Here is a 21,363-nt window from a genome sequence, read left to right as displayed (position 1 = left end):
AGGAACTCGCCGCCGGGTCCGCTTCGTTGTGCGCCCATGCCGACTCTCACCGCGACCCTTCCGCATCCCCGCGTCCAGGCCGAACGACTCATTGCCGTCGGGGTGCACGAGCTGGCCGGCCTGCCCGCGGACGCACTGCGCGAGGCGGCCGAACGCGCAGGCGGCGACGGCGTCCTGCTCGCGGTCGACCCGGTGAGACTGCCGCCCTCGGCGCTGGCCCCGCTGCTCCGCAGGCACGACAAGGCCGGTTTCGTGGTCACCGACATGGCCGACGTCGACGAGTTCGTGCCGCTGCCCACGGCGACTCCGCCCGACGGACCGCTGTACGTGGTGCGTGATGTCGACCGCGGTGACGAGATGGCGAACTGGAGTCCGGACGAGGCGCTCCCGGCGATCGAGGCGGCCGGCCGCACACCGCTGACCCTGGCCGAGGGACTGCACTGGCTGATCCAGCAGCCCGACGCTCTGCAGCGTGGCCGCTGCTTCATGACCGTCGGCTCCCGGCGGCGCAAGCCGGACGGAAAGCTCGACGCGCGCACCCCGGCGCTGTGGATCAGCAATGGCACCGGACGTGACGGACCGGGGCGTCGCGAAGCCCCCAAGGTCGGCTGGTGCTGGGCGGGCAACCGGCACACCTGGCTCGGATTCGCTTCTGCGACAGGGCGATCGGCGCTCTGATCGGGTTCGGTCAGTGCGGGCCGGGAGTCAACCAGCGTTTCACCCAGCGGTGCAGCCGGTCGGCATCGGTCGCTGTGCCCGCCGCGGCGAGGTAGCCGTCCGGGCGGACCAGTAGCCAGGCGGCGGGATCGCCGGTGATGGTGGGGGCCGAGGCGAGCCGCCGCAAGGTCACGGCGGCCGACCGGCCGGCGTGCAGGTGTTCGTCGTCGGCGAAGACGAACAGCGTCGGGCCCGCCAGGTCGATCAGGTCGTGCAGGCGCCGGTGCTCACCGCCGGCGGTCACCACGGCGGCGTCGGGGATCCGGTCGCCGGCGCGCAGGTCGCCGATGCGGCCGCCGTCGGCACTGAGCGGCGCCCCTCGGTAGCCGGCGCTCAGCTGGCCGAGCCGGTCGGCAGCCTTGCGCTGCACCTGAGTTCGTCCGAGCACCAGCGGCGCCAACCGGGTGAGCGCCGCGTGTGCCAGCGGACTGGTGGAGTTGAACGCGGCAGTGGCGCGTTCGGTCATGGTGACGAGGTCACGGATGACGGGTAACCGGTCGGACTCGTAGGTGTCGAGGAGTTCGGGCCGCGCCCGGCCGGCCAGCACGAGTGCCAGTTTCCAGGACAGGTTGACCATGTCCTGGATGCCTGCGTTCATCCCCTGGCCGCCCGCCGGGCTGTGCACGTGGGCGGCGTCGCCGCCGAGGAACACCCGCCCCGCGCGCAGATGGGCGGCGTGCCTGCTGTTGATCCGGAAGCGGGAACTCCACCGCAGCCCCACCAGCCGCGCCGGGATGGCCGCCGTGCGGTCGTAGAGCTGCTGGATGCCGGCCAGGGTCGGATCCGCGGCGTCGCCGGTGAGCCCGTCGGGGTCGGTGGCCATGAACCGGAAGCGGCCGGCGCCCATCGGGAACACGGCGAGGAATCCGCGTCGACCCAGGAAGATCGACAGTTGGTCCTCGGGCACCTCGCCGGTGAGCGACAGGTCCCCGAGCACGTAGGAGTGGGACAGCTGCCTGCCCTCGAAGGCCACTCCGGTCGCCTTGCGGATGACGCTGTGGGCGCCGTCCGCGGCGATGACGTAGCCGGGCCGCACGATCTCGGCCCGCCCCTCGCCTGTCCGCAGGTGCACGGCGACGGAGTCGTCGTGCTGGTGCAGCGCCGTCACCTCGACGCCTCGCTCGACCTTGCAGCCCTGCCGGCCGAGCTGTTCGGTCATCACGCGTTCGGTCTCGGACTGGTCGAGCAGCAGGACGTAGTTGAAATCGCTTGCCATCCGGTGCAATTCGATCTCCGCGAGCTTGCCGCCTCTCGCGTACAGCGCGGTGGCCCTCGCCCGGTTCCCGAGTCGCAGCAGTTCGTCGCCCACCCCGCGGGAGCGCAGCAGTTCGACGGTTCTGGCCTGGATGCCCAGTGCCCGCGACGTGGCCGACGGCACGACGGCCCTGTCGACGATCCGCACGTCGACCCCGAGCCGGGACAATTCCATGGCGGCGGCGAGCCCGGTCGGGCCGGCGCCGACGATCAGCACTGTCGGATCGTTCATGTCCACCACTCCTCATGTCAACAGGCGATGACTTCAACCGTAGGCCGCAGTGGGTGATCAAGTCAACAGTCGATGACTTGCCCGCTCGGCCCGCGACTCGACACCGACGACGAGAACGTGTTCTAGTGCTGGGATGCCGCGCTTCACCCACGTCGAGCACCTCACCCCCGACGACGTGGCGCAGATGCGGGCCACCTACGGCGCGCTCGCCGACTCGGTGCGCGAACTCGTCGACGCCACCATCCGCACCGAGGTGGACGCGGATGCGGTGGCCACGGCGCGCGCCCAGATCGACGCCGCCACCGCGCTGCTGCGATCGAACCAGGTCGACGGCGCGTTCGGCGTCCGGATCACCTCGCACGGTGACCGGATGCCGTGGGGAAACCCGGTGATCGGCGTCCGCAACCCCGTCGCACCGCCGTTGGTGATCGACAGGGACGACACCGGTGCGGTCCGGACCGACTTCCACCTGGGCGCGGCCTACGAAGGGCCGCCCGGACACGTGCACGGCGGCGTCGTGGCGATGGTGCTCGACCACGTGCTCGGCGAGGTTGCCGCCAACGATCCGGAGAGCCCGCGCTTCACCGGCACCATCAGCGTCCGGTACCGGCGCGCCACCCCGCTCGGGCCGCTGCGCGCCGAGGGCAGGGTGTCACGGATCGACGGCATCAAGGCCTACGCCGTCGGCCACATCGCCGACGCGGACGGTGTCACCGCGGAGGCCGAAGGCGTGTTCATCCTGCCGCGGTGGGCGCGCGGCTGAGCCTCAGGGCAGCGCCTTGTCGCCCTCGGACAACCGGGCGAGTTGCGCGGTGATCACGCCGATCTCGGCGACCAGGACCCGGGCCGCCGCGAGATCGGACGGCAACGTCGCGGCCACCTCGCGGACCTTCGCGTAGGCAGCGGCGAGCGCCTCGCCGTCGACCGTCCACGCCGCCGTCGGATCCGGGAACCCGCCGCGCAGCACGTCGACGTAATCGTCGACGACGGTGACGAATTCGATGGTCATCGCAGCGGGCAGCTGACCGGGAAGGTTGTTCTCCAGCGCGGTACACGACGCGGTGACGGCGTTGAGCGCCGACCGGTACGTGCGCAGCCACAACCGCAGTTCGCGTGCCGCGACACGGGTGGTCCCACATGCCGCCTCGAACGCCGCGCGCGACCGGAAGGCCCGCTGCCACGCGGCCGACACCGCATCCGCGGGCCGGTCGACGTCGTGCACGAAGGCCCGGATCACCGCGGCCGCGTAGTCGACCTCGGCCCGCAACAGCTCGCCGGCCCGTTGCCGCAGCCGGACCAGGCCGTCGTCGGGCAGCAGCACGTGACCCAGCACGGCGAACGCGCCGCCGACCAGTACCGCGGCCAACCGGTCGGTGAGCGCTGCGGCGCCCGCGACGGCCGAGACGTCCACCAGGAACACGATCGAGGCCGCCAGCCCCGCGCTCACGGCGATGTATCCGTACGTCGACATCACGTAGGTGAGACCGAGGCAGAGCACGGCCAGCGCCGCCGCCACCAGACCCGTCGGGTGCCACATCACCGTGACCACCGACGCGACGCCGACGCCGGCGAGGACCCCGGCGATGCGGCCCCCGCACCGCGTGTACGTGTGCGCCGTCTCCGGACGCAGCACCAGCAGCACCGTGAGTGCGACCCAGTGCCCGTGCGGGAACTCGGCCCAGCGCGCGAATGCCGTCCCGGCCGCCGCGGCGGCGCCCAGCCGGATCGCGTGCCGCAGGATCGACGAGGTCCGGTCGAGCTGGCCGCGCACCGCCCTGATCCGGGTGCGCGCCGCCGCCTCGACGTCGGCGCGGGTCAGCCGGCGCAGGTCCGACGGCGTGGAGGCGATCTCGCTGAACTGCACGGCGACGGCCTCGCGCAGTGACGACACGAGGCGTTGCGCCACCGCCCGTTCGGGTCCGACGGCCATGTCGGCGGCGGCGAGAACGGCCGCCACGGCGTGCACGGCGTCGTCACGGTCGCGCACGGCGATCGCCTGCAGGGTGTCGGCGGCCGCAGCCAGCAGGCGGCTCCGGACGGCGGGGTCGGCGGCCTTCGCCGCCGCCGTGACCGCCGCCGCGATGCGCTCGGGCAACCCGTACCACTGCCGATACGCCAGCGGGCGGCGCCGCGCCTGATAGTCCGACAGCGTGAAGGCGTCGCGCAGATGCCGCAACGGCGCCGGGTCGACGCGTGCGCCTGCGTCCTCGGACAGCGCGCGGCAGTTCTCACCGAGAGAGCGGTACGCCCGCTGCGACGCCGCCCGCTGCGTCCGCCACCGCCGTCGCGGCCGGACGGCGATCAACACCGCCTGCACCAGGCCGCCCGCCACGGCCAGGCCGGCCGCCACCGCCGCGTCCACCGGGAGGCTGGGCGGCGCGACGACCAGCAGCACCGCCGTCGCCGTGGCGAGCAGGCCGGTGTTCGCGCTGAACGTCCACATCAGCCCGGCGAGCCAGCACCACACGGCGACGAGGGCGACGAACACGACCGGTATCCCGGACGTCAGGCCGCCGAGGCCGACCGCGACGCCCATCGCGAGCGAGACGAGTACGACCCGCGCTCCGGGACCGCGCGGCTCGTCCTGAAGTGCGGTGCCGCCGGCGATCGCGGCCGCTCCGGCCGCCGCGGTGGCCGCCCCGAGCGCGCCGAACCGCAGCGCGACAGCGGCCACCAGCAGCACACCGGCCAGGCTTCGCAGCACCGCACCGAGGTCGAGCGGCCAAGTGGGCGCCGCCCGCTCGAGCGTCAGCGACCGAAGATGCACCCGCCCATTCTCACCCGTGGGCGGCGCGTCGCGCGGCAGGGCGCGACCTCGGTTCGGCAACGAAATGTAGGTTTCACCCTCGTGGAGAAGGTCATGATCACGCTGCGGTCCGATCAGGTCGACGAGACGTGGTGTGAGCGGCTGCGCGGCGAGGTCTCAGCGGAGCTCCTGGACACGGGCGTGCCCGGGCTGGCGGTGCAGGTGCGCGACGCGGTGGTCCGGGATTCGCTGATGACGTTGACCACCATGGATCCTCCGGTGATGGCCGTGGTCAGTGTCTGGACGCAGCAGTATTACGGCGGCCAGCTGGGCGCGGTCCTCGAGCGCCTGTCGCACGAGTGCGCCGAGGCGGCGGCGTATCTGGTCACCGAGTCCGTGCCGCTGGCGCCGCCGACGCCCGCGCCGGGTGAGCGGGCGGCCGGACTGGTCAACGTGGCACTGCTGCGCCGTCCGGCCGATCTCGACCAGGCGACCTGGCTGACCCGCTGGCACGTCGACCACACGCCCGTCGCGCTGGCCACCCAGGCCACGTCCGGTTACGTGCAGAACACGGTGGTGCGGGCCCTGACGCCGGACGCGCCGGAGATCGCCGCGCTGGTCGAGGAGACCTTCCCGCTGGAGGCGGTGTCCGACCTGCACGCCTTCTTCGGCGCCGCGGACGACGCCGATCTCGGTGACCGGATGCGGCGGATGCTCACCAGCACCGGGAGATTCGGCGCCGATCGCGCGGTCGACACCGTGCCCACCAGTCGCTACGTGTTCCGCACGGCGTTCGCAGCGACCACCTGAGCGCACCCGCCCACGGCGCGGTTGCGTACTCTGCTCGCCGTGACACTGCAGATCAGTGATGACGGCGCGGTCCGCACGCTCACCCTCGACCGGCCGGCGTCACTCAACGCGTTCAACGAGGCCCTCTACGATGCGACCACGATCGCGTTGCGCGAGGCCGACGCGGACCCGCAGGTGTCGGTGGTGCTGCTGACCGGGGCGGGCCGGGCGTTCAGTGCAGGCAACGATCTGAACGAGATGGCCGCCCGGGTCACCGATCCGGACTTCCAGTCGGGCGAGCACGGCTTCCCGGGAATGATGGAGGCGTTGCTCACCCTGCGCAAGCCACTGGTGTGTGCGGTCAACGGCCTGGCCGTCGGCATCGGCACCACCATCCTCGGCTATGCCGATCTGGTCTTCATCTCGAGCGCGGCGCGGCTGAAGTGCCCGTTCACCAGCCTGGGTGTGGCGCCGGAGGCGGCGTCGTCCTACCTGCTGCCGCAGTTGGTCGGCAGGCAGAACGCGGCGTGGATCCTGTTGTCCTCGGAGTGGATCGACGCCGCCGAGGCGCAGCGGATGGGCGTGGCGTGGCGGGTGTGCGAGCCCGAGGAGCTGCTGGCGGAGGCGCGCAGGCACGCCGAGTTGCTCGCGTCGCGCCCGCTGACGAGCCTGATGGCGGTCAAGCACACCATGGTGGAGCCCACCCGGGCGGCGGTCCGTGACGCGATCGCCCGGGAGTACGACCAGTTCGCCGAACTGCTGGGCTCCGTCGCCAACTCCGAGGCGCTGGCAGCCTTCGCCGACCGGCGCGACCAGGGGGAGTAGGTCAGCGTCCCGCCGGGGTCGCGGAGTCGTTGACCTGGTGCGCGGCGATGATCGCGCGCAGCGTGCGCCGGCACCGGCCGCAGTCGCTGCCCGCGCCGCAGGCCTCGGCGACCTGCTTGGTCGTCGTCGCCCCCGCGGCCACCACGTCGTCCACCACATGACTGGTGACGCCGAGGCACAGGCAGACGAACATCAGCTCACCCGTTCGTTCCGCCGTCGATGCTCATCAGGCCCGCGAAACGCCCGACGAACTGGGTGGGATACGCGCCGAGGCCGGCGTGCGACATCCACTCCGCCGCGGCGTCGGGATGCTCGATCCAGTGCCGCGCGCTGGCCTCGTCCTGGATCTCCTGCAGGATCATCACTTCCTGCCCGTCGTCCAGCGCCCGGTACACCCAGATCTTGCGGACACCGCCACGCTTGAACCGGTCGAGTCCCTCGTGGATCTTGACCATCAGGGCCGGCACGTCGTCGACCGAGGACATGACGCCGACGACGGTGCGGCCGACGTGTTCCTCCGAGGTCGGCCCGCACAGGTCGATCTTCTCGACCACCTCACCGCCGAAGATCGGCGGGATGTCCTCGACCCCGGAGATGTCGAACCATTCGAAAATGGTCGGAGATCGCAATAACTCGCGCATCGACAGGGGGTTGCGCAGACCGATCGTCACCAACACACGGCCGGGCTCCCAAATCGACCTGTAGAGAACGACGTGGTGTGCGCCGATCGTATCCAGGCCGGATTCGTGTTTCTGTAGCCAGCGCCACATTCGATCGACGTCGTCGACCCTGAAATCGCACGCGAGAATGAGCGAGTGGAGGTCGTACTCACCCATTGATTTCCACCTGTCCGAGATACCGGCCGACGCGTTAGCGCAGTCTAACCTTAGTTAGGACAGGCAGTCCAGAGAGCCCCCGCCTGGAAGGTGAGCCTGTCTTCCGAACGACGCCGAATCGGTCGAAAACACGCCCCAGACAGGCGTAATGACGTGCCGATCCGGCGACTTCTGCACTAGATTGAAGGCGCGACGCAGATGGCGACACGTTGATCGGCCCTCAAGGTGTTTAGGAGCGAACATGCAAGGCGATGCCGAAGTCCTCAAATTGCTCAACGAGCAGTTGACGAGCGAATTGACAGCAATCAATCAGTATTTCCTGCATTCCAAGATGCAGGACAACTGGGGCTTCACAGAATTGGCTGCGCACACCCGGGCCGAATCGTTCGAAGAAATGCGGCACGCCGAGTCGATCACCGATCGAATTCTCATTCTCGACGGGTTGCCGAATTACCAGCGACTGTTCTCGCTGCGCGTCGGGCAGACGCTGCGCGAACAATTCGAGGCCGACCTGGCCGTCGAGTACGAGGTGATGGCCCGGCTCAAGCCGGGGATCACACTGTGCCGGGAGAAGGAAGACCACACCACCGCCAACCTCTTCGAGTACATCCTCGCCGACGAGGAGAAGCACATCGACTACCTCGAGACCCAACTGCAGCTGATGGACAGGCTCGGGGAGCAGCTGTACGCGGCGCAGTGCGTGTCCCGCCCGCCGGGCAGCACGGCCGAGTAGCCACCGGCGGCGCCGCCCGCCACATCTCACACCGGATTGTCCGGGTAGCCGGCCGCAGGAACGGGAAGCCCCGTCCTGCGGCTGATCTGCGTCGGCCGTAACTTTTCTAGCCTAGCTAACGATAAGGCGTCAGGCGGCGAGAAAGGCAGGTATGACGACCACCACCGCGACCACGACGGCTGCAGATCCCGAGGACCGCAGCGTGATGCTCGGCGCCCGGCGCCGGAACCTGGTTTTCGTCGCCGTGCTGCTCGGGATGCTGCTGGCGGCCCTGGACCAGACCATCGTCGCCACCGCCCTGCCCACCGTGGTGGCGGATCTCGGCGGCGCCGGGCACCAGTCCTGGGTGGTCACGAGCTATCTGCTGGCGTCGACGATCGCCACGGCGATCGTCGGCAAGCTCGGCGACCTGTTCGGTCGCAAGCTGGTGTTCCAGGCCGCGATCCTGTTCTTCCTCGGCGGCTCGGTGCTGTGCGGGCTGTCGGAGTCGATGACGATGCTCGTCGCCTCCCGTGCGCTGCAGGGCATCGGCGGCGGCGCCATCATGGTCACCGCGACCGCGCTGATCGGCGAGGTCATCCCGTTGCGCGACCGCGGCCGCTACCAGGGCGCCCTCGGTGCCGTGTTCGGCGTGACGACGGTGGTGGGACCGCTGCTCGGCGGATTCTTCACCGACCACCTCACGTGGCGGTGGGCCTTCTGGATCAACGTGCCGGTCGCCATCGTCGTGCTCATCGTCGCCGCCACCGCCATCCCGGCCCTGGCCCGCGGCGCGCGGCCGGCGATCGACTACGCCGGCATCGTCCTGGTCGGCCTCGGGGCCTCCGGCCTGACGCTGGCCACCAGCTGGGGCGGCGGCGAGTACGCCTGGTCGTCACCGGTCATCATCGGATTGTTCGCCGGCTCGGCCGTCGCGCTGGCCGCCTTCGTGTGGGCGGAGAGGCGGGCCGCAGAGCCGATCCTGCCGATGCGCCTGTTCGCGAGTCCCGTCTTCACGGTGTGCTGCGTGCTGTCGTTCATCGTGGGTTTCGCGATGCTCGGGGCGCTGACGTTCCTCCCGACCTTCATGCAGTTCGTCGACGGGGTGTCGGCCACCGAATCGGGTCTGCGGACACTGCCGATGGTGGCCGGCCTGCTGATCACGTCGACCGGCAGCGGCATCCTCGTGAGCCGCACCGGCAGGTACAAGATCTTCCCCGTCGTCGGCACCGCCGTGATGGCGGTGGCCTTCGTGCTGCTGTCCCGGATGGACGCCGCCACACCGCTGCTGCTGCAGTCGCTCTACCTGTTCGTGCTCGGCACCGGCATCGGGCTGTGCATGCAGGTGCTCGTGCTGACCGTGCAGAACACCTCGGCGTTCGACGACCTCGGCGTCGCGACCTCGGGCGTCACGTTCTTCCGCACCATCGGCAGCTCGTTCGGCGCGGCCATCTTCGGCTCGCTGTTCGCCAACTTCCTCGACGACCGCATCGTCGCGGCCATCGCGGCCAGCGGAGCGCCGCCCGCCGCCGCCGAGTCGCCGCAGGCGCTGCACGCGCTGACGGCGCAGCAGGCGGCGCCGATCGTCACGGCGTACGCGGATTCGCTGGGGCTGGTCTTCCTGTGCGCCTCACCGGTGGCATTGGTCGGTTTCTTCGTCGCGCTGCTGCTCAAGGAGGTGCCACTGCGCGAGATGGAGACCGGCGTCGCGGTCGATCTCGGCGAGGGCTTCGGCATGCCCAGCACCGAGACACCCGAGAAGCTGCTGGAGAGCACCATCGGCAGGCTGATGCGCAACTCTCCCGACATCCGGCTGCGCAACGTCGCCGGCTGCCAGGGCTGTGAACTGGACGTCGCCCGGCTGTGGGCGCTGCTGCAGATCTACCGGCACAACCAGGCCTTCGGCACCGCCGAGCTGACCACGATCGCCGACCGGCTGCGCATCCCGTGCGAGGTGATCGAACCGATCTTCGGCCGGCTCGTCGACACGGGATACGCCTTGCGGACGGGCAACCGGCTGTGGCTGACCCAGCGCGGCGCGCGACAGGTCGACGCCGCCTCCGCCGCGCTCGTCAGCCTCATCGTCGACAAGCTGGCGCAGTCCCCGACGTTCGAGGGACGGCCCGACCGGCTGCAGGTCGAGGCCGCGCTGGAGCGCATCGCGCACCGCATGCTGGTGCAGCGCGAGTGGGGTGACGAGCCCGCCGAACTCGTCCCGGCCGGACCCGCGGCGCCGACAAACTAGAACGCGTTCCAATTCCGGCCGATGCGCCGTACGATCCGTCCATGAGCCGAATCGGAGATTTCGCCGACGATGACGTCACCGCCTTCGCGGTCCGGTCACCCGACCTCGGCTCGGCGATGGCGAACTTCGCCCAGGCGGTCTACGCCAAGGGCCGGTTGCCGCTGCGCGTGCGCGAACTGGCGCGGATCGTCATCGCCGACTCGAACGAGTGCGTTGTCTGCCTGAACACCCGCGACTCCGACGGCGCCGCCGCAGGCGTCGATGAGGACCTCTACACCCACGCGTCGGAGTGGCGGACGTGGCCCGGCTACAGCCCGGCCGAACGGATCGCCGCCGAGTTCGCCCACCGGTTCGTCACCGACCACACCGGCCTGCGCGACGACGAGGACTTCTGGCAGCGGGCAGGCGAGCACTTCGACGGCGATCTGATCACCGACCTCGCGATCTCGTGCGCCATGTGGCTGGGGATGGGCCGCGTGCTGCGGACCCTCGACATCGGCCAGTCCTGCCGGATCACCCTGTAGCAGGCGCTCGCCGAAGATCTGACCGCGGCGCAGTTCCGGCCGCCGTGGTGCACCCGCGCCATGCACAATGACGGGCATGGCAGCCAAACCGCTGGCCGCAGCGGCCATCGCCCAGCTCGAGTCCGACGGAGTCGCCACCCTGATCGGCACCGTCGTCAATCCCGCAGGCCTGACGCACGCCAAGACGGTGCCGCTGCGCAGGATGGGCGCCTTCGCAGACCCGGGCCTCGGCGCCAGCCCCGTCTGGCACGCCTTCACCATCGACCAGGTCGGCATCGCGGTCAGTGACGCCATCGGTCCCGTCGGCGATCAGCGGATCCGCATCGACCTCGGCGCGTTGCGCATCCTCGGCGACGGACTCGCCTGGGCCCCGGGGGCGTTCTTCGATCAGGACGGCGCGCCCGATCCCTACTGCACCAGGGGTGCGCTGCGCCGCGTCGAACAGCGGCTGGAAGACGCGGGGCTGTCCGCGGCGGTCGGACACGAACTGGAGTTCCTTCTGGTCGGGCCCGACGGCGCCCGGCTGCCGGCGCACTCCTGGGCGCAGTACGGGTTGGCAGGCGTGCTCGAGTACGAGGGGTTCGTCCGTGACGTCACCGAGGCGGCCACCGGATCCGGGGTGGCCATCGAACAGTTCCACGCCGAGTACGGCCCGAACCAGTTCGAGATCTCGCTCGCCCCGCAGTCACCCGTCGCCGCCGCCGACCACCTGGTGCTGATGCGGATCATCGTCGGCCGGGTGGCCCGCCGGTACGGGCTGCGGGTCAGCCTGTCGCCGGTGCCGTTCGCCGACAGTGTGGGATCCGGCGCCCACCAACACTTCTCGCTGCGCGAGGGCGAGTCACCGGTGTTCTCCGGCGGGACCGGCGCGCACGGGATGACACCGGCGGGGGAATCCGCCGTCGCGGGCCTGGTCGCCGGCCTGCCCGATGCGCAGGCGACGCTCTGCGGTTCCGTGCTGTCCGGCCTGCGCGTGCAACCCGGCCACTGGTCGGGCGCCTACGTCTGCTGGGGCACCGAGAACCGGGAAGCCGCAGTGCGTTTCCTCGCCGGGGGACCGGGCAACCCGCACGGCGGCAACGTCGAGGTCAAGGTGATCGACCCGTCGGCCAACCCCTATCTGGCCTCCGCCGCCATCCTCGGACTGGCACTCGACGGCATCGAGCGTGGCCTGGCGTTGCCGACCGAGACGACCGTCGACCCCGCGACACTCAGCGAGGAGCAACGCGACCGCGACGGCACCGTGCTGCTGGCCGCCGAGCAACACGTCGCACTCGACCGGCTGGACCGGTCGGCGCTGCTGCGCGGCATCCTCGGCGACGAGGTGGTCGACTCCGTGCTGGCGGTCCGGCGCTACGAGCAGCAGAACTTCGGCGACCTGGCACCCGAGGAACTGTGCGACAAGTTCCGGATGGCGTGGAGCGTCTAGGTTCTAGATGAGCCCGGTCGCGTCGAACACCCACGACATGTCGGCGCTCATCAACTCCTCCATCCAGGTCGGCGGCGCGGTGGCCGTCAGCCCGGACATGTCCCAGTAGTCCTTCCAGACCGTGACCTTGCCGTTCTCGACGCGGTGCACGGTCACGAAGCGCAGCACCGCGGTCTCCCCGCTGTGCCATCCCCAGGTCTCGGAATGCTCGTACATCACGTCGGCGCCGTTGCTCACCAGCGTGCCGTCGTGGTTCTCGTAGCTCGCCAGCGGCTCGAGGCCGACCTTGAGTCGCTTGACGATGTCGTCGGGGCCGCGTGCCGCGAGCGCCGGGCCGACCGGCATGTCCGCGTAGATGCAGTCGTCGGCCAGGTGGGTCTTGAGCAGCTCCCAGTCCCGCGCCGACAGCGCCTTCCACATGCCGAGCACCGTTTCGTCAACGGGCACTGGACAACTCCTTCTCGGTCGCGGCGGCCGCCGGGGCGCGGTGGGCGGCCCGCAGGAAGCGGCCCGTCCGTTTGCTGCCGACGAGGTCGGTCGGCGCCCCGTCGCGGAACACCGTGGTGCCGCCGACCAGAACCGCGGTGACGGTGTCGTCGTTGCGGTTCACCATGCGCGACAGCCCGCCGTAGTGGTGGACGGGATTCTCGGCGTAGGCGTCGAGCGTGTCGTCGAGCCGTGCCGGGTCGAGGACGACAACGTCGGCCCGGTCACCGATGCGCAGGTGCCCGGCGTCGAGGCGGTACCAGTCGGCGAGCTCGCCGGTCAGCCGGTGCACCGCGGCCTCGACGGTCATGAACGGGCGCCCGGCCCGTTCCGCCGTGCGGACGTGGCGCAGGAACCGCAGGCCCATGTTGTAGAAGGCCATGTTGCGCAGATGGGCGCCGGCGTCCGAGAAGCCGAGCTGGATGCCGGGGTCGCGGGCGAGCTTCTTGAGCACATCCGGCCGGTGATTGGAGATGGTGGTGCGCCAGCGCAGCGCGGTGCCATGGGCGAGCACGAGGTCGAGGAACGCGTCGACCGGGTGCAGGCCCTGCTCGAGTCCGACGTCACCGAAGGACTTGCCGACCATCGAGGCGTCCGGGCAGCCGACGATCTCGGCGTCGAAGAAGTCGCGCTGCCACACCCGCAGGCCCATCTTGTTCTCGTAGTCCTTGCGGAACTGCCTGCGGTAGGACTCGTCGCGCATCAGCTCGTTGCGTTCCACCTCGTCGCGCAGATGCAGTGCGGCCGCACCGGATCCGAACTCCTCGAACACCACCAGGTCGATGCCGTCGGCGTACACCTCGAACGGCACGGGAAGGTGCTGCCAGCGGAAATCACCGCCGAGGGCGTTGACGGCGCGCGCCATCGGCCCCAGGGCCACGATGGCGTACGGGTTGGACTTCACATCGGCGGCCGACAGCAGGCTGGTCTTGAGCGGATTGCGGAAGACGCCCAACGACTGGGCCAGCTGTGACACCAGATTCAACGGGTTCTGGATGTCCGGGCCGGACTGCAGGATTCGCCCGGTCCTGCGCAGCAGCGACTTGAGCCTGCGCAGTTCGCGTGGCTTGGCATAGGTCGACGGCAGGGTCCGCGAACGGCAGGTGTCGCCGTCGATCTTGTCGAAGAGCAGCTGCATCGAGGACATCCCGACGAAGCCGGCGTCCAGCGCCGCCTTGAGCATCCGTTCCATCTCGGCCTGCTCGGCCCGGGTGGGGCGCTCGTCGCTGCGGGTGGCGCGGTCGAGGCCCATCACCGCAGTGCGCATGTCGGAGTGCCCGAGGAACGCGGCGACGTTGGGCCCGAGCGGCCGCGACTCCAGCGCCGACACGTACTCCTCGCACGAGGACCACGACTTGTGCCGCTCCACCGCAGCGATCACATGGTCGCGGGGAATCGCTTCCACCCGGCCGAACAGGTCACCGGCGGCCTCCCCGTCGACGTGGACGGTCGACAGCGAGCAGGACCCCAGCATCACGGTGGTGACGCCGTGGCGCAGCGACTCCGACAGGGCCGGGCCGTCGAGCACCTCCACGTCGTAATGGGTGTGGATGTCCAGCATGCCCGGCAGCACCCAGCGGTCTGTGGCGTCGATCACCTGCGGGCAGTCCGCGTCGTCGAGCGGATCGGGCGAGATCGCGACGACATGGCCGTTGCGGATGCCGATGTCGCGCACCGCGGACGCGGCGCCGGTGCCGTCGAACCAGCGGCCGTTGCGGATGATCGTGTCGTAGGTCACCTCGTCATAGAACCGCCCGCGGTCGCGTACTGTCAACGAAATCAGTGAACAGATTTCGATGTTTGTCTACTGAACTGACCGAAGCGGCTTCGACCTGCGGTTATACGCTGCGCCATGGGTCGGGCCTGCGACCGTCGAGGTCGGTGAAGCCGTATTCGCGGGACAGGTCGGCCGCACTGACGGAGCGCTGATTCCACCGCGCCCGGTTCTCGTCCGCGGCGATGGCGGCCACCCCGCGCCCGACGAAGCGGGGCGACTCGGAGTCCGAGAAGCCCGGCGGTGCGGTCGGGCGACCCGCGGGGCGATCGGGTTCCAGCGCGACCCGCCAGTCGTCCTCGGTCACGCCGTAGTTGTCGAGCATCATCTCCGAGCGCAGCCATCCGGGCGTGACGGCGACGGCGGTGGCGCCGAACGGCGACAACTCGTGGCCGTGGGAGAAGGCCAGCCGGTTGACCGCCGCCTTGACCAGGTCGTAGAACACCGACAGCCGGTATCGGTCGGCGTTGTGTTCGGCCGTGCCGTCGGTGACCTCGACCAGGAGTCCGCCAGGCGCCCGCACCAGCAGCGGGAGCAGACAGTGCGAGGTGATGAGATGGGTGTCGAGACCCAGGCGCAGAATCCGCAGCCCCGCGTCGAGGTCGTGCTCCCACACCGGCCGGTTCCAGCTCGGCGGCGGCCCCTTGAGCAGTTCCGCGCCCCAGATGTCGTTGACCAGGATGTGGATCGTTCCGTAGTCGTCGGCGATCCGGTCGGCGAGCGCGCGCACCTGCGCGATGTCGAGGTGATCGACCTGGACGGCGACGCCGGCGCCACCGAGCCGTGTCACCAGTTCCGCGGTCTGCTCGACGGTCTCGGGGCGGTCGTAGTCCGACCGGATACCGCCGGGACCGGCCGGTCCCGACCTGCTGGTGCGACCGGTGCAGATCACCGTGGCGCCGGCCTCACCGAGCGCCGCGGCGATGCCCCGCCCCGCACCGCGGGTCGCACCGGCGACCACGGCGACGCGGCCACGCAGCGCATCGGGATCGGGCGTCCAGGCGCTCATGAGCCGAGTATGCGCGGGCGGGTCTCGCTGCCGCCGCAGGCACCACGGGCGCATACTCGCCAGGGTGACTCCACTGCAGCGCTACATCGCCGAGGAAATCGCCACCGACCACGTCGACGGCCTGCTGTCCAGGCGTGAAGCCGTGCGCAGGCTCGGGCTGCTCGGCCTGAGCACCGCCGCGGCGACCTCGCTGATCGCGGCGTGCAGCGAGAACAAGGAACCGACGGCCGAGGCACCGGTCACCTCGAGCGGAGCGGTCACCGCCAGTGCGCCGCCCCCGGGAGCCGAAAAGGCCGTGCCCACCACACCGGTCACCTGGGCGGGGCCGCGCGGCGAGTTGCAGGCGGCGTGGGCCGAGGCGCCAGGAGCCCGCGGCGCCGTGCTGGTGATCCACGAGAACAAGGGCCTCAACGACTACATCCGTTCGGTTGCCGGGCGCTTCGCCGGCATCGGCTACTCCGCGCTGGCGATCGACCTGCTGTCCGGGCAGGGCGGCACCGCGACGTTCGCCGACCCGGCCGAGGCGACCGCCGCGCTGAGCAAGCTGCCCCCGGCCGAGGCCGTCGCCGACCTCAGGTCCGGACTCGACGAACTCGCGCGCCGGGCGCCGGGAAAGCGGCTGGCCGCCGTCGGCTTCTGCATGGGCGGCGGCATGGTCTGGCGGCTGCTGGCAGCGGGTGAACCCCGGCTAGCGGCGGCGGTGCCGTTCTACGGGCCCACGCCGGACAACCCGGACTTCGCCGGCTCCAAAGACGTTGCCGTGCTGGGCCTCTACGCGGCACAGGACCAGCGGGTCAACGCGACCGAACCGGTCGCCCGCGCGGCGCTCGAGAAGGCCGGGCTGGTGTTCGAGCTCGTCACCGAACCCGACGCCAACCACGCGTTCTTCAACGACACCGGCGACCGCTACAACCCCGCCGCCGCGGCCGACGCCTGGCGCAGGGTGCAGGACTGGTTCACCCGCTACGTCGACTGAGCCGCCGAGTTCACGCGTCGTTCAGACAATGGTCCCGGTGCCGTTGTTGACCGCACATGCGCTGCGATTTGCATCGGTGTCATGCGGGTTGTCCAGGTGGCGAACTTCTACGGTCCACGGTCGGGCGGGTTGCGCACCGCGGTCGACAGGCTCGGCGCGGAGTACAGCGCCGCAGGCCACGACGTGTATCTCGTGGTACCCGGACGCCATCCCGAACAGCACACGCTGCCGTCGGGTGTCACCCGGATTTCGTTGCCCGCGCCGCTGATTCCGTTCACCGGCGGCTACCGGGCGGTGCTGCCCGGCCCCGTCACCAGACTGCTGCGCGACCTGGCGCCCGACGCGATCGAGGTCTCCGACCGGTTGACGCTGCGCTCGCTCGGTGGGTGGGGACGGCGCAACAACGTCGCCAGCGTGATGATCTCCCACGAACGGCTCGACCGGCTGGTCGGCCAGCTGCTGCCGGGCCCGATGGCGCGCGCCGTCGCGAACGTCGCGAACCGCCGGACCGCCGCCGGCTACGACGCGGTGGTGTGCACCACGGCGTTCGCGCGCAAGGAGTTCGACCGCATCGAGGCCCGCAACGTCGTCACGGTTCCGCTGGGCGTCGACCTCGACCAGTTCCATCCGAGCCGGCGATCCGTTCAGGTACGCGGGCAATGGGCGGACCCGGGGCAGACGCTGTTGGTGCACTGCGGGCGGCTGTCGGTGGAGAAGCACGCCCACCGCAGCATCGACACGGTCGCATCGCTGCGGCGTTCCGGCGTGGACGCCAGGCTGGTCGTGGTGGGGGAGGGGCCGATGCGGGCGCGGCTCGAGCGTCAGGCCGCGCGGCTGCCGGTGTCCTTCACCGGTTACATCGGCTGCCGCGACACCGTCGCGGCCATCCTGGCCTCCGCCGACGTCGCACTGGCCCCGGGTCCCCACGAGACCTTCGGCCTCGCCGCACTCGAGGCACTGGCGTGCGGAACGCCCGCCGTGGTGTCCCGCACCTCCGCACTCGCCGAGATCCTCACCTCGGACAGCGGCGCCACCGCCGACAACGACCCCGATGCCATCGCCGCCGCGGTGTCCTCGGTGATCGGCACACCGGAACCGTTGCGCCGCAACAACGCCCGGCGCCGCGCCGAGCAGTTCACCTGGCCGCGCGCCGCCGCGGGGATGCTCGACGCGCTCGGCGCCCGGTGACGGGACGCGCCGCACGCTAACGTGACCGGATGGTCGAAGCGGGACCCGCAGACACCGAGCGGTCCAGGACGCTGTGGTTCGCGCTGTTGTTGACCACCGCCAACGGGTTCCTCGACGCCTACACGTATGTGTCCCGCGGCGGGGTGTTCGCCAATGTGCAGACCGGCAACGTGATCTTCTTCGCCATCGACGTGGCCCACGATCACTGGGCGGCCGCGATGGCCCACGTGTGGCCGTTGCTTGCCTTCATCGCCGGCATCGTGCTCGCCGCCCACATCAAGTCCGGGCGGGTGGAACGCATCGTCCCGCACCCGCTGCGGTGGACCATGGCCGTGCAGGCGGTGGCGCTGGCCGTGATCGGGTTCGTCCCCGCGTCGGTGCCGCACAGCTATGTGACGGTGCCGATCTCGTTCTTGGCGGCCGTGCAGATCGGCCTGTTCCGCAACATCGGCGAGCTGGCCTACCTCCCGGTGGCGACGACCGGGAACCTGTATCGCTTCGTCGAGGCCGGTTACGACGGACTCGTCGAGCGCCAGGCCGCATCGCGGAGGGCGTTCGGCGTGTACGGGGCGCTCATCGCCGCCTTCGCGACGGGCGCCGTGGCCGGTGCGGTCGCCAGCCGGGCCTTGGGTGTGCACGCCGTCTGGTTGCCTGCGGCGTTCCTGGCGGTGACGCTCGTGCTGTTCGTCGTCGACAGGCGCGCGCTGCGCTGATCGGCCGAAGCCGCCCGGGCTCCCCGCACGGCGAGGACAATCGGTGTCCACGAGTGAGGGGCGGACCATGAAGACCATCAAGATCTTGCTGATCGGGTGCCTGATCGCACTGACGGCGGCGTGCGGGCAGTCCGAGAGTCCCAGCGGCGACACCTCGACCGCGGAACGCGACGCGGGGACCGCCAGTGCGACCGCGACCACCGACGCCAGCGCGGGCACCGCGCCGACGATCACCATCAGCGGAATGGCGTTCGGCGAACCGATCACCGTGCCCCCCGGTGCGCTGATCTCGGTGGCGAACACCGACCGGGCGGAGCACTCGGTGACCTCGCGGACGCCGGACCGGTTCGACGTGCACGTCGACGGCAACGAGAAGGCCACCTTCACCGCGCCGACCGAGCCAGGAACCTACGAGTTCTTCTGCACCTACCACCCGAACATGACGGGTTCGCTGATCGTCACCTGACGGCTGCGCCGGTTTAGCGGACCGCCACGAGGGGCACTCCGGCGAAATAGCGGGATCGTCAGATTTGGTGACCACGCCCGCACCGAACGAAGGAGCCCGTGGTGGCCACCAACACCGTCATCTGGATCGTCGTCGCCGTCGTGGTGGCCGTGGCCGTCATCGCGCTGCTCGCGGTGCTGGCCCGCAAGCAAAGCCACAAACGGCGACATCTGCAGGCCGAACAGATCCGCGAAGAGGTCGCCGAGAAGAGCCAGCGGGTCGAGAAGCGCGCCATCGTCGCCGACGAGGCCGAGGCGAAGGCCCGTGCGGCCGCCGCCGAAGCCGAGGCCAAGGCTGCCGAAGCCGCTCGGCTGCGCGACGTCGCGTCGTCGCACCGGGATGCGGTGACGACCTCGCGGGAAGAACTCGACGCCCGCCGCGAGCACGCCGACGCGCTCGACCCGCACACGCCCAAGGCCGAGGACATGCAGCCGGACGCCCCCGTCGCGGAGAAGCAGCCGGACTCCTGGAACCAGGCCGAGCCGACGACCGCGGGCCCGCATCATGACGGACCCACGCAGGCCGACCGGTTCGGCCAGCCCGATCAGGGCCGCACGCCGGCCGAACACCGCCCGCGGTGACGGTGGGGGACAACGCGCCCGCGGTGCTCTTCGACATCGACGGCACGCTGGTCGACTCGAACTATCTGCACGTGCACGCCTGGATCCGGGCCTTCACCGAGGCCGGGGTGGACGTGGAGGCCTGGCGGATCCACCGGTGCATCGGGATGGACGGTGCGACGCTGCTCGAGTCCCTGGCCGGCGACGTCGACGACGACACCCGCAAGCGGGCCAAGGAACTGCACTCGAAGTACTACAAGGAGACCACCGGGCTGTTGCGCATGCTGCCCGGTACGCGCGACCTCCTCGAACGGGTGAAGGCGCTCGGCCTGCAGGTCGTGCTCGCCACGTCGGCTCCGGAGGACGAACTGGAGATCCTGCGCGACGTCCTCGACAGCGAGGACGTGGTGTCCGCGGTGACATCCTCGGAGGACGTCGAGACCGCGAAGCCCAAGCCCGACATCGTGGCGGTGGCGCTCGAAAAAGCAGGAGTCGACGCCGACCGGGCGGTGTTCGTCGGCGATGCGGTCTGGGACATCGTCGCGTGCGAACGCGCCGGGGTGACCGCGATCGGTCTGCTCAGCGGCGGCGTCTCCCGCGAGGAACTCGAGAACTCCGGTGCGCGTGCGGTATTCGAGAATCCGGCCGACCTGCTCGCGCAGATCGACCGGAGTCCCATCGCCACGCTGACGGATCAGGGCAGCGGATAGCGCAGTACCGCGGCAACACCGTCGTCAGGGGTGATCCGTTCGTCGGTGCGGACCAGCGCCGCTGCGGTGCTGATCGCGGCCATCGGCAGCGCTTCGTCCGCGCGCAGCGTCTGGGTCGGCGCGGTGCCCAGTTCGGACAGCACGTTCTCGTTCGGTGCGACCGTCAGGAGTTCTTCTCCGGCCACCACCGTCGCGTCGTCGAGATCGCCGATGATCAACGTCTCCACCGCACCGGCGCGCAGCGCCGCGCACACCGCGGCCAATCCTTCGACCGCCAGCCCGGACTGCTGCCCGATGGCCTGTGAGAACTGCTGCGCTGCATGATCGATGACGTCGACACGGCGCTTGAGGAATTCCTGGTCGATCGCGTGGTGCAACTCGGCGTCGTCGAAGCCGCTGTGCCGGGCGCCGATCTCGAGTTCGACGATCCGGTCGGCGACCCGCTGCTCGAGGGTCGGCATGAGGTCGGAGCGGGACTGCACCTCACCGACGACGAAGACCACGTCGGGGGACAGCTCGTCGACCAGGGTGGCCAGCCGCTCGGCGACCGCACGCAGGTTCTTGCGCCCGGCCTCCATGCTCCGCCGCTGGGGGTCCCCGTAGCCGGGCGTCTCCGCGCCGGACGCTTTGTGGATCGGGTAGCCACCGCCGTCGACGGAGTCGGACCGCACTGTGCGGTCGCGGTGCACGGCGATGTCGGCGCCCGCGTGGTCGACCGCGACGATGACGTAGGTCGGGTGCAGCGCCCCGTGTTCGACCACGGGCACCACGAAGGGCAGGGTCGACACCCGCACCACCGGCGTCTCGACGGGGCGGATCAGGTGTTCGTTGAGCAGCACGCCGTCGGCACTGGCCACCACACCTCTGCCGCTGCGGCCTACGGCGGGCGGGGTGTCCAGGATGGTGCGTTGCAGCGTGCCGACCACATCGGCCGAGGCGCCCTGTTGTTCGAGTTCTTCGTGGATCGCGCGCCACTTCAACTCTCGCTGAGCGGCGGCGTCCTCGGTGTCGTGCGAGTCGTCGAAGTAGACCGATGCGAACGGGCCCTTCGACTCGGTCAGTGTGCGGAAACTCTCGGCGTGCATGGTCCTCCGTCCTGTTCGTCTCCGAATCTGGGTGCCCGCGACACCGTG

22 protein-coding genes are annotated in these 21,363 nt (G+C 70.4%); 14 read left to right on the top strand and 8 right to left on the bottom strand.

Annotated features, from left to right (window positions below):
- Positions 1-36: 36 nt before the first annotated feature.
- On the top strand, positions 37-678 hold the full coding sequence (locus ACPCHZ_RS19420; protein ID WP_423486222.1) for a DUF5701 family protein: 642 nt from the start codon (positions 37-39) through the stop codon (positions 676-678).
- Positions 679-688: 10 nt separating this feature from the next.
- Here ACPCHZ_RS19420 and ACPCHZ_RS19415 read toward each other — a convergent pair whose 3' ends face one another.
- Positions 689-2,203, bottom strand: a complete 1,515-nt coding sequence (locus tag ACPCHZ_RS19415) for an FAD-dependent oxidoreductase (RefSeq protein WP_423486221.1) — start codon at positions 2,201-2,203, stop codon at positions 689-691.
- A 133-nt stretch (positions 2,204-2,336) separates the two neighbouring features.
- Between ACPCHZ_RS19415 and ACPCHZ_RS19410 the strand changes: the two genes are divergently transcribed.
- A complete protein-coding gene (locus tag ACPCHZ_RS19410) occupies positions 2,337-2,966 on the top strand; it encodes a PaaI family thioesterase (protein ID WP_423486220.1) in 630 nt (209 codons plus the stop codon).
- Positions 2,967-2,969: 3 nt separating this feature from the next.
- Here ACPCHZ_RS19410 and ACPCHZ_RS19405 read toward each other — a convergent pair whose 3' ends face one another.
- Complete coding sequence (locus ACPCHZ_RS19405) at positions 2,970-4,970, bottom strand: FUSC family protein (protein WP_423486219.1); 2,001 nt, start codon at positions 4,968-4,970, stop codon at positions 2,970-2,972.
- Positions 4,971-5,051: 81 nt separating this feature from the next.
- On the opposite strand from ACPCHZ_RS19405, the gene ACPCHZ_RS19400 reads away from it, so the two are divergent.
- Both ACPCHZ_RS19400 and ACPCHZ_RS19395 read left to right on the top strand, forming a co-directional pair.
- Positions 5,052-5,759, top strand: a complete 708-nt coding sequence (locus ACPCHZ_RS19400) for a hypothetical protein (protein ID WP_423486218.1) — start codon at positions 5,052-5,054, stop codon at positions 5,757-5,759.
- Positions 5,760-5,798: 39 nt separating this feature from the next.
- Positions 5,799-6,563 carry an enoyl-CoA hydratase/isomerase family protein gene (locus ACPCHZ_RS19395; RefSeq protein ID WP_423486217.1) on the top strand — a complete coding sequence of 255 codons (765 nt, stop codon included), beginning with the start codon at positions 5,799-5,801 and terminating at the stop codon, positions 6,561-6,563.
- Position 6,564: 1 nt separating this feature from the next.
- Here the strand turns inward: ACPCHZ_RS19395 and ACPCHZ_RS19390 are convergent, their stop codons facing one another.
- Positions 6,565-6,756 (bottom strand): (2Fe-2S)-binding protein, encoded by a 192-nt coding sequence (locus ACPCHZ_RS19390; protein WP_423486216.1) that lies wholly within the window; start codon positions 6,754-6,756, stop codon positions 6,565-6,567.
- Between the two features lie 4 nt (positions 6,757-6,760).
- Positions 6,761-7,399, bottom strand: coding sequence for a fatty-acid--CoA ligase (locus tag ACPCHZ_RS19385; protein ID WP_423486215.1), 639 nt, complete (start codon positions 7,397-7,399; stop codon positions 6,761-6,763).
- Between the two features lie 241 nt (positions 7,400-7,640).
- On the opposite strand from ACPCHZ_RS19385, the gene bfr reads away from it, so the two are divergent.
- The 4 genes from bfr to ACPCHZ_RS19365 all read left to right on the top strand — a co-directional run bounded on the left by bfr (position 7,641) and on the right by ACPCHZ_RS19365 (position 12,309).
- Positions 7,641-8,132 (top strand): bacterioferritin, encoded by a 492-nt coding sequence (gene bfr / locus ACPCHZ_RS19380; protein ID WP_364983795.1) that lies wholly within the window; start codon positions 7,641-7,643, stop codon positions 8,130-8,132.
- Between the two features lie 151 nt (positions 8,133-8,283).
- Positions 8,284-10,356, top strand: coding sequence for an MDR family MFS transporter (locus ACPCHZ_RS19375; RefSeq protein WP_423486214.1), 2,073 nt, complete (start codon positions 8,284-8,286; stop codon positions 10,354-10,356).
- A 41-nt stretch (positions 10,357-10,397) separates the two neighbouring features.
- Positions 10,398-10,880 carry a carboxymuconolactone decarboxylase family protein gene (locus tag ACPCHZ_RS19370; protein WP_423486213.1) on the top strand — a complete coding sequence of 161 codons (483 nt, stop codon included), beginning with the start codon at positions 10,398-10,400 and terminating at the stop codon, positions 10,878-10,880.
- Positions 10,881-10,947: 67 nt separating this feature from the next.
- Complete coding sequence (locus ACPCHZ_RS19365; RefSeq protein ID WP_423486212.1) at positions 10,948-12,309, top strand: glutamine synthetase; 1,362 nt, start codon at positions 10,948-10,950, stop codon at positions 12,307-12,309.
- A gap of 3 nt (positions 12,310-12,312) precedes the next feature.
- On the opposite strand, the gene ACPCHZ_RS19360 is transcribed toward ACPCHZ_RS19365, so the two are convergent.
- The 3 genes from ACPCHZ_RS19360 to ACPCHZ_RS19350 all read right to left on the bottom strand — a co-directional run bounded on the left by ACPCHZ_RS19360 (position 12,313) and on the right by ACPCHZ_RS19350 (position 15,578).
- Positions 12,313-12,756 carry a nuclear transport factor 2 family protein gene (locus tag ACPCHZ_RS19360; protein ID WP_423486211.1) on the bottom strand — a complete coding sequence of 148 codons (444 nt, stop codon included), beginning with the start codon at positions 12,754-12,756 and terminating at the stop codon, positions 12,313-12,315.
- Complete coding sequence (locus tag ACPCHZ_RS19355) at positions 12,746-14,533, bottom strand: N-acyl-D-amino-acid deacylase family protein (RefSeq protein ID WP_423486408.1); 1,788 nt, start codon at positions 14,531-14,533, stop codon at positions 12,746-12,748. Before ACPCHZ_RS19355 ends, ACPCHZ_RS19360 begins: the two co-directional genes overlap by 11 nt.
- A gap of 100 nt (positions 14,534-14,633) precedes the next feature.
- Positions 14,634-15,578 (bottom strand): SDR family oxidoreductase, encoded by a 945-nt coding sequence (locus ACPCHZ_RS19350; RefSeq protein WP_423486210.1) that lies wholly within the window; start codon positions 15,576-15,578, stop codon positions 14,634-14,636.
- Between the two features lie 64 nt (positions 15,579-15,642).
- On the opposite strand from ACPCHZ_RS19350, the gene ACPCHZ_RS19345 reads away from it, so the two are divergent.
- The 6 genes from ACPCHZ_RS19345 (at position 15,643) to ACPCHZ_RS19320 (ending at position 20,230) form a co-directional block, all read left to right on the top strand.
- Positions 15,643-16,554 carry a dienelactone hydrolase family protein gene (locus ACPCHZ_RS19345; RefSeq protein ID WP_423486209.1) on the top strand — a complete coding sequence of 304 codons (912 nt, stop codon included), beginning with the start codon at positions 15,643-15,645 and terminating at the stop codon, positions 16,552-16,554.
- 81 nt (positions 16,555-16,635) lie between these two features.
- Positions 16,636-17,742, top strand: a complete 1,107-nt coding sequence (locus ACPCHZ_RS19340; protein ID WP_423486208.1) for a glycosyltransferase — start codon at positions 16,636-16,638, stop codon at positions 17,740-17,742.
- Between the two features lie 29 nt (positions 17,743-17,771).
- The gene (locus tag ACPCHZ_RS19335; RefSeq protein WP_423486207.1) at positions 17,772-18,455 is read left to right on the top strand and encodes a YoaK family protein; all 684 of its coding nucleotides are present in this window, start codon (positions 17,772-17,774) and stop codon (positions 18,453-18,455) included.
- A 67-nt stretch (positions 18,456-18,522) separates the two neighbouring features.
- Complete coding sequence (locus ACPCHZ_RS19330) at positions 18,523-18,921, top strand: cupredoxin domain-containing protein (RefSeq protein ID WP_423486206.1); 399 nt, start codon at positions 18,523-18,525, stop codon at positions 18,919-18,921.
- 101 nt (positions 18,922-19,022) lie between these two features.
- The gene (locus ACPCHZ_RS19325; protein WP_423486205.1) at positions 19,023-19,541 is read left to right on the top strand and encodes a hypothetical protein; all 519 of its coding nucleotides are present in this window, start codon (positions 19,023-19,025) and stop codon (positions 19,539-19,541) included.
- Positions 19,538-20,230 (top strand): HAD family hydrolase, encoded by a 693-nt coding sequence (locus ACPCHZ_RS19320; RefSeq protein WP_423486204.1) that lies wholly within the window; start codon positions 19,538-19,540, stop codon positions 20,228-20,230. Before ACPCHZ_RS19325 ends, ACPCHZ_RS19320 begins: the two co-directional genes overlap by 4 nt.
- Here the strand turns inward: ACPCHZ_RS19320 and ACPCHZ_RS19315 are convergent.
- The gene (locus ACPCHZ_RS19315) at positions 20,215-21,315 is read right to left on the bottom strand and encodes a hypothetical protein (protein ID WP_423486203.1); all 1,101 of its coding nucleotides are present in this window, start codon (positions 21,313-21,315) and stop codon (positions 20,215-20,217) included. The genes ACPCHZ_RS19320 and ACPCHZ_RS19315 overlap by 16 nt on opposite strands.
- Positions 21,316-21,363 lie beyond the last annotated feature (48 nt).

Origin of the sequence: Mycobacterium sp. NPDC050041, from assembly GCF_049541695.1 — a bacterium.
Lineage (GTDB): Bacteria > Actinomycetota > Actinomycetes > Mycobacteriales > Mycobacteriaceae > Mycobacterium.
This window is presented reverse-complemented; position numbering and strand designations above follow the sequence as displayed.

Coding starts and splice junctions, on each gene's coding strand:
- ACPCHZ_RS19385 (WP_423486215.1), bottom strand. CDS start 7,399: ATGGGTGAGTACGACCTCCACTCGCTCATTCTCGCGTGCGATTTCAGG.
- ACPCHZ_RS19315 (WP_423486203.1), bottom strand. CDS start 21,315: ATGCACGCCGAGAGTTTCCGCACACTGACCGAGTCGAAGGGCCCGTTC.
- ACPCHZ_RS19330 (WP_423486206.1), top strand. CDS start 18,523: ATGAAGACCATCAAGATCTTGCTGATCGGGTGCCTGATCGCACTGACG.
- ACPCHZ_RS19365 (WP_423486212.1), top strand. CDS start 10,948: ATGACGGGCATGGCAGCCAAACCGCTGGCCGCAGCGGCCATCGCCCAG.
- ACPCHZ_RS19375 (WP_423486214.1), top strand. CDS start 8,284: ATGACGACCACCACCGCGACCACGACGGCTGCAGATCCCGAGGACCGC.
- ACPCHZ_RS19350 (WP_423486210.1), bottom strand. CDS start 15,578: ATGAGCGCCTGGACGCCCGATCCCGATGCGCTGCGTGGCCGCGTCGCC.
- ACPCHZ_RS19370 (WP_423486213.1), top strand. CDS start 10,398: ATGAGCCGAATCGGAGATTTCGCCGACGATGACGTCACCGCCTTCGCG.
- bfr (WP_364983795.1), top strand. CDS start 7,641: ATGCAAGGCGATGCCGAAGTCCTCAAATTGCTCAACGAGCAGTTGACG.
- ACPCHZ_RS19410 (WP_423486220.1), top strand. CDS start 2,337: ATGCCGCGCTTCACCCACGTCGAGCACCTCACCCCCGACGACGTGGCG.
- ACPCHZ_RS19390 (WP_423486216.1), bottom strand. CDS start 6,756: ATGTTCGTCTGCCTGTGCCTCGGCGTCACCAGTCATGTGGTGGACGAC.
- ACPCHZ_RS19415 (WP_423486221.1), bottom strand. CDS start 2,203: ATGAACGATCCGACAGTGCTGATCGTCGGCGCCGGCCCGACCGGGCTC.
- ACPCHZ_RS19420 (WP_423486222.1), top strand. CDS start 37: ATGCCGACTCTCACCGCGACCCTTCCGCATCCCCGCGTCCAGGCCGAA.
- ACPCHZ_RS19340 (WP_423486208.1), top strand. CDS start 16,636: ATGCGGGTTGTCCAGGTGGCGAACTTCTACGGTCCACGGTCGGGCGGG.
- ACPCHZ_RS19335 (WP_423486207.1), top strand. CDS start 17,772: ATGGTCGAAGCGGGACCCGCAGACACCGAGCGGTCCAGGACGCTGTGG.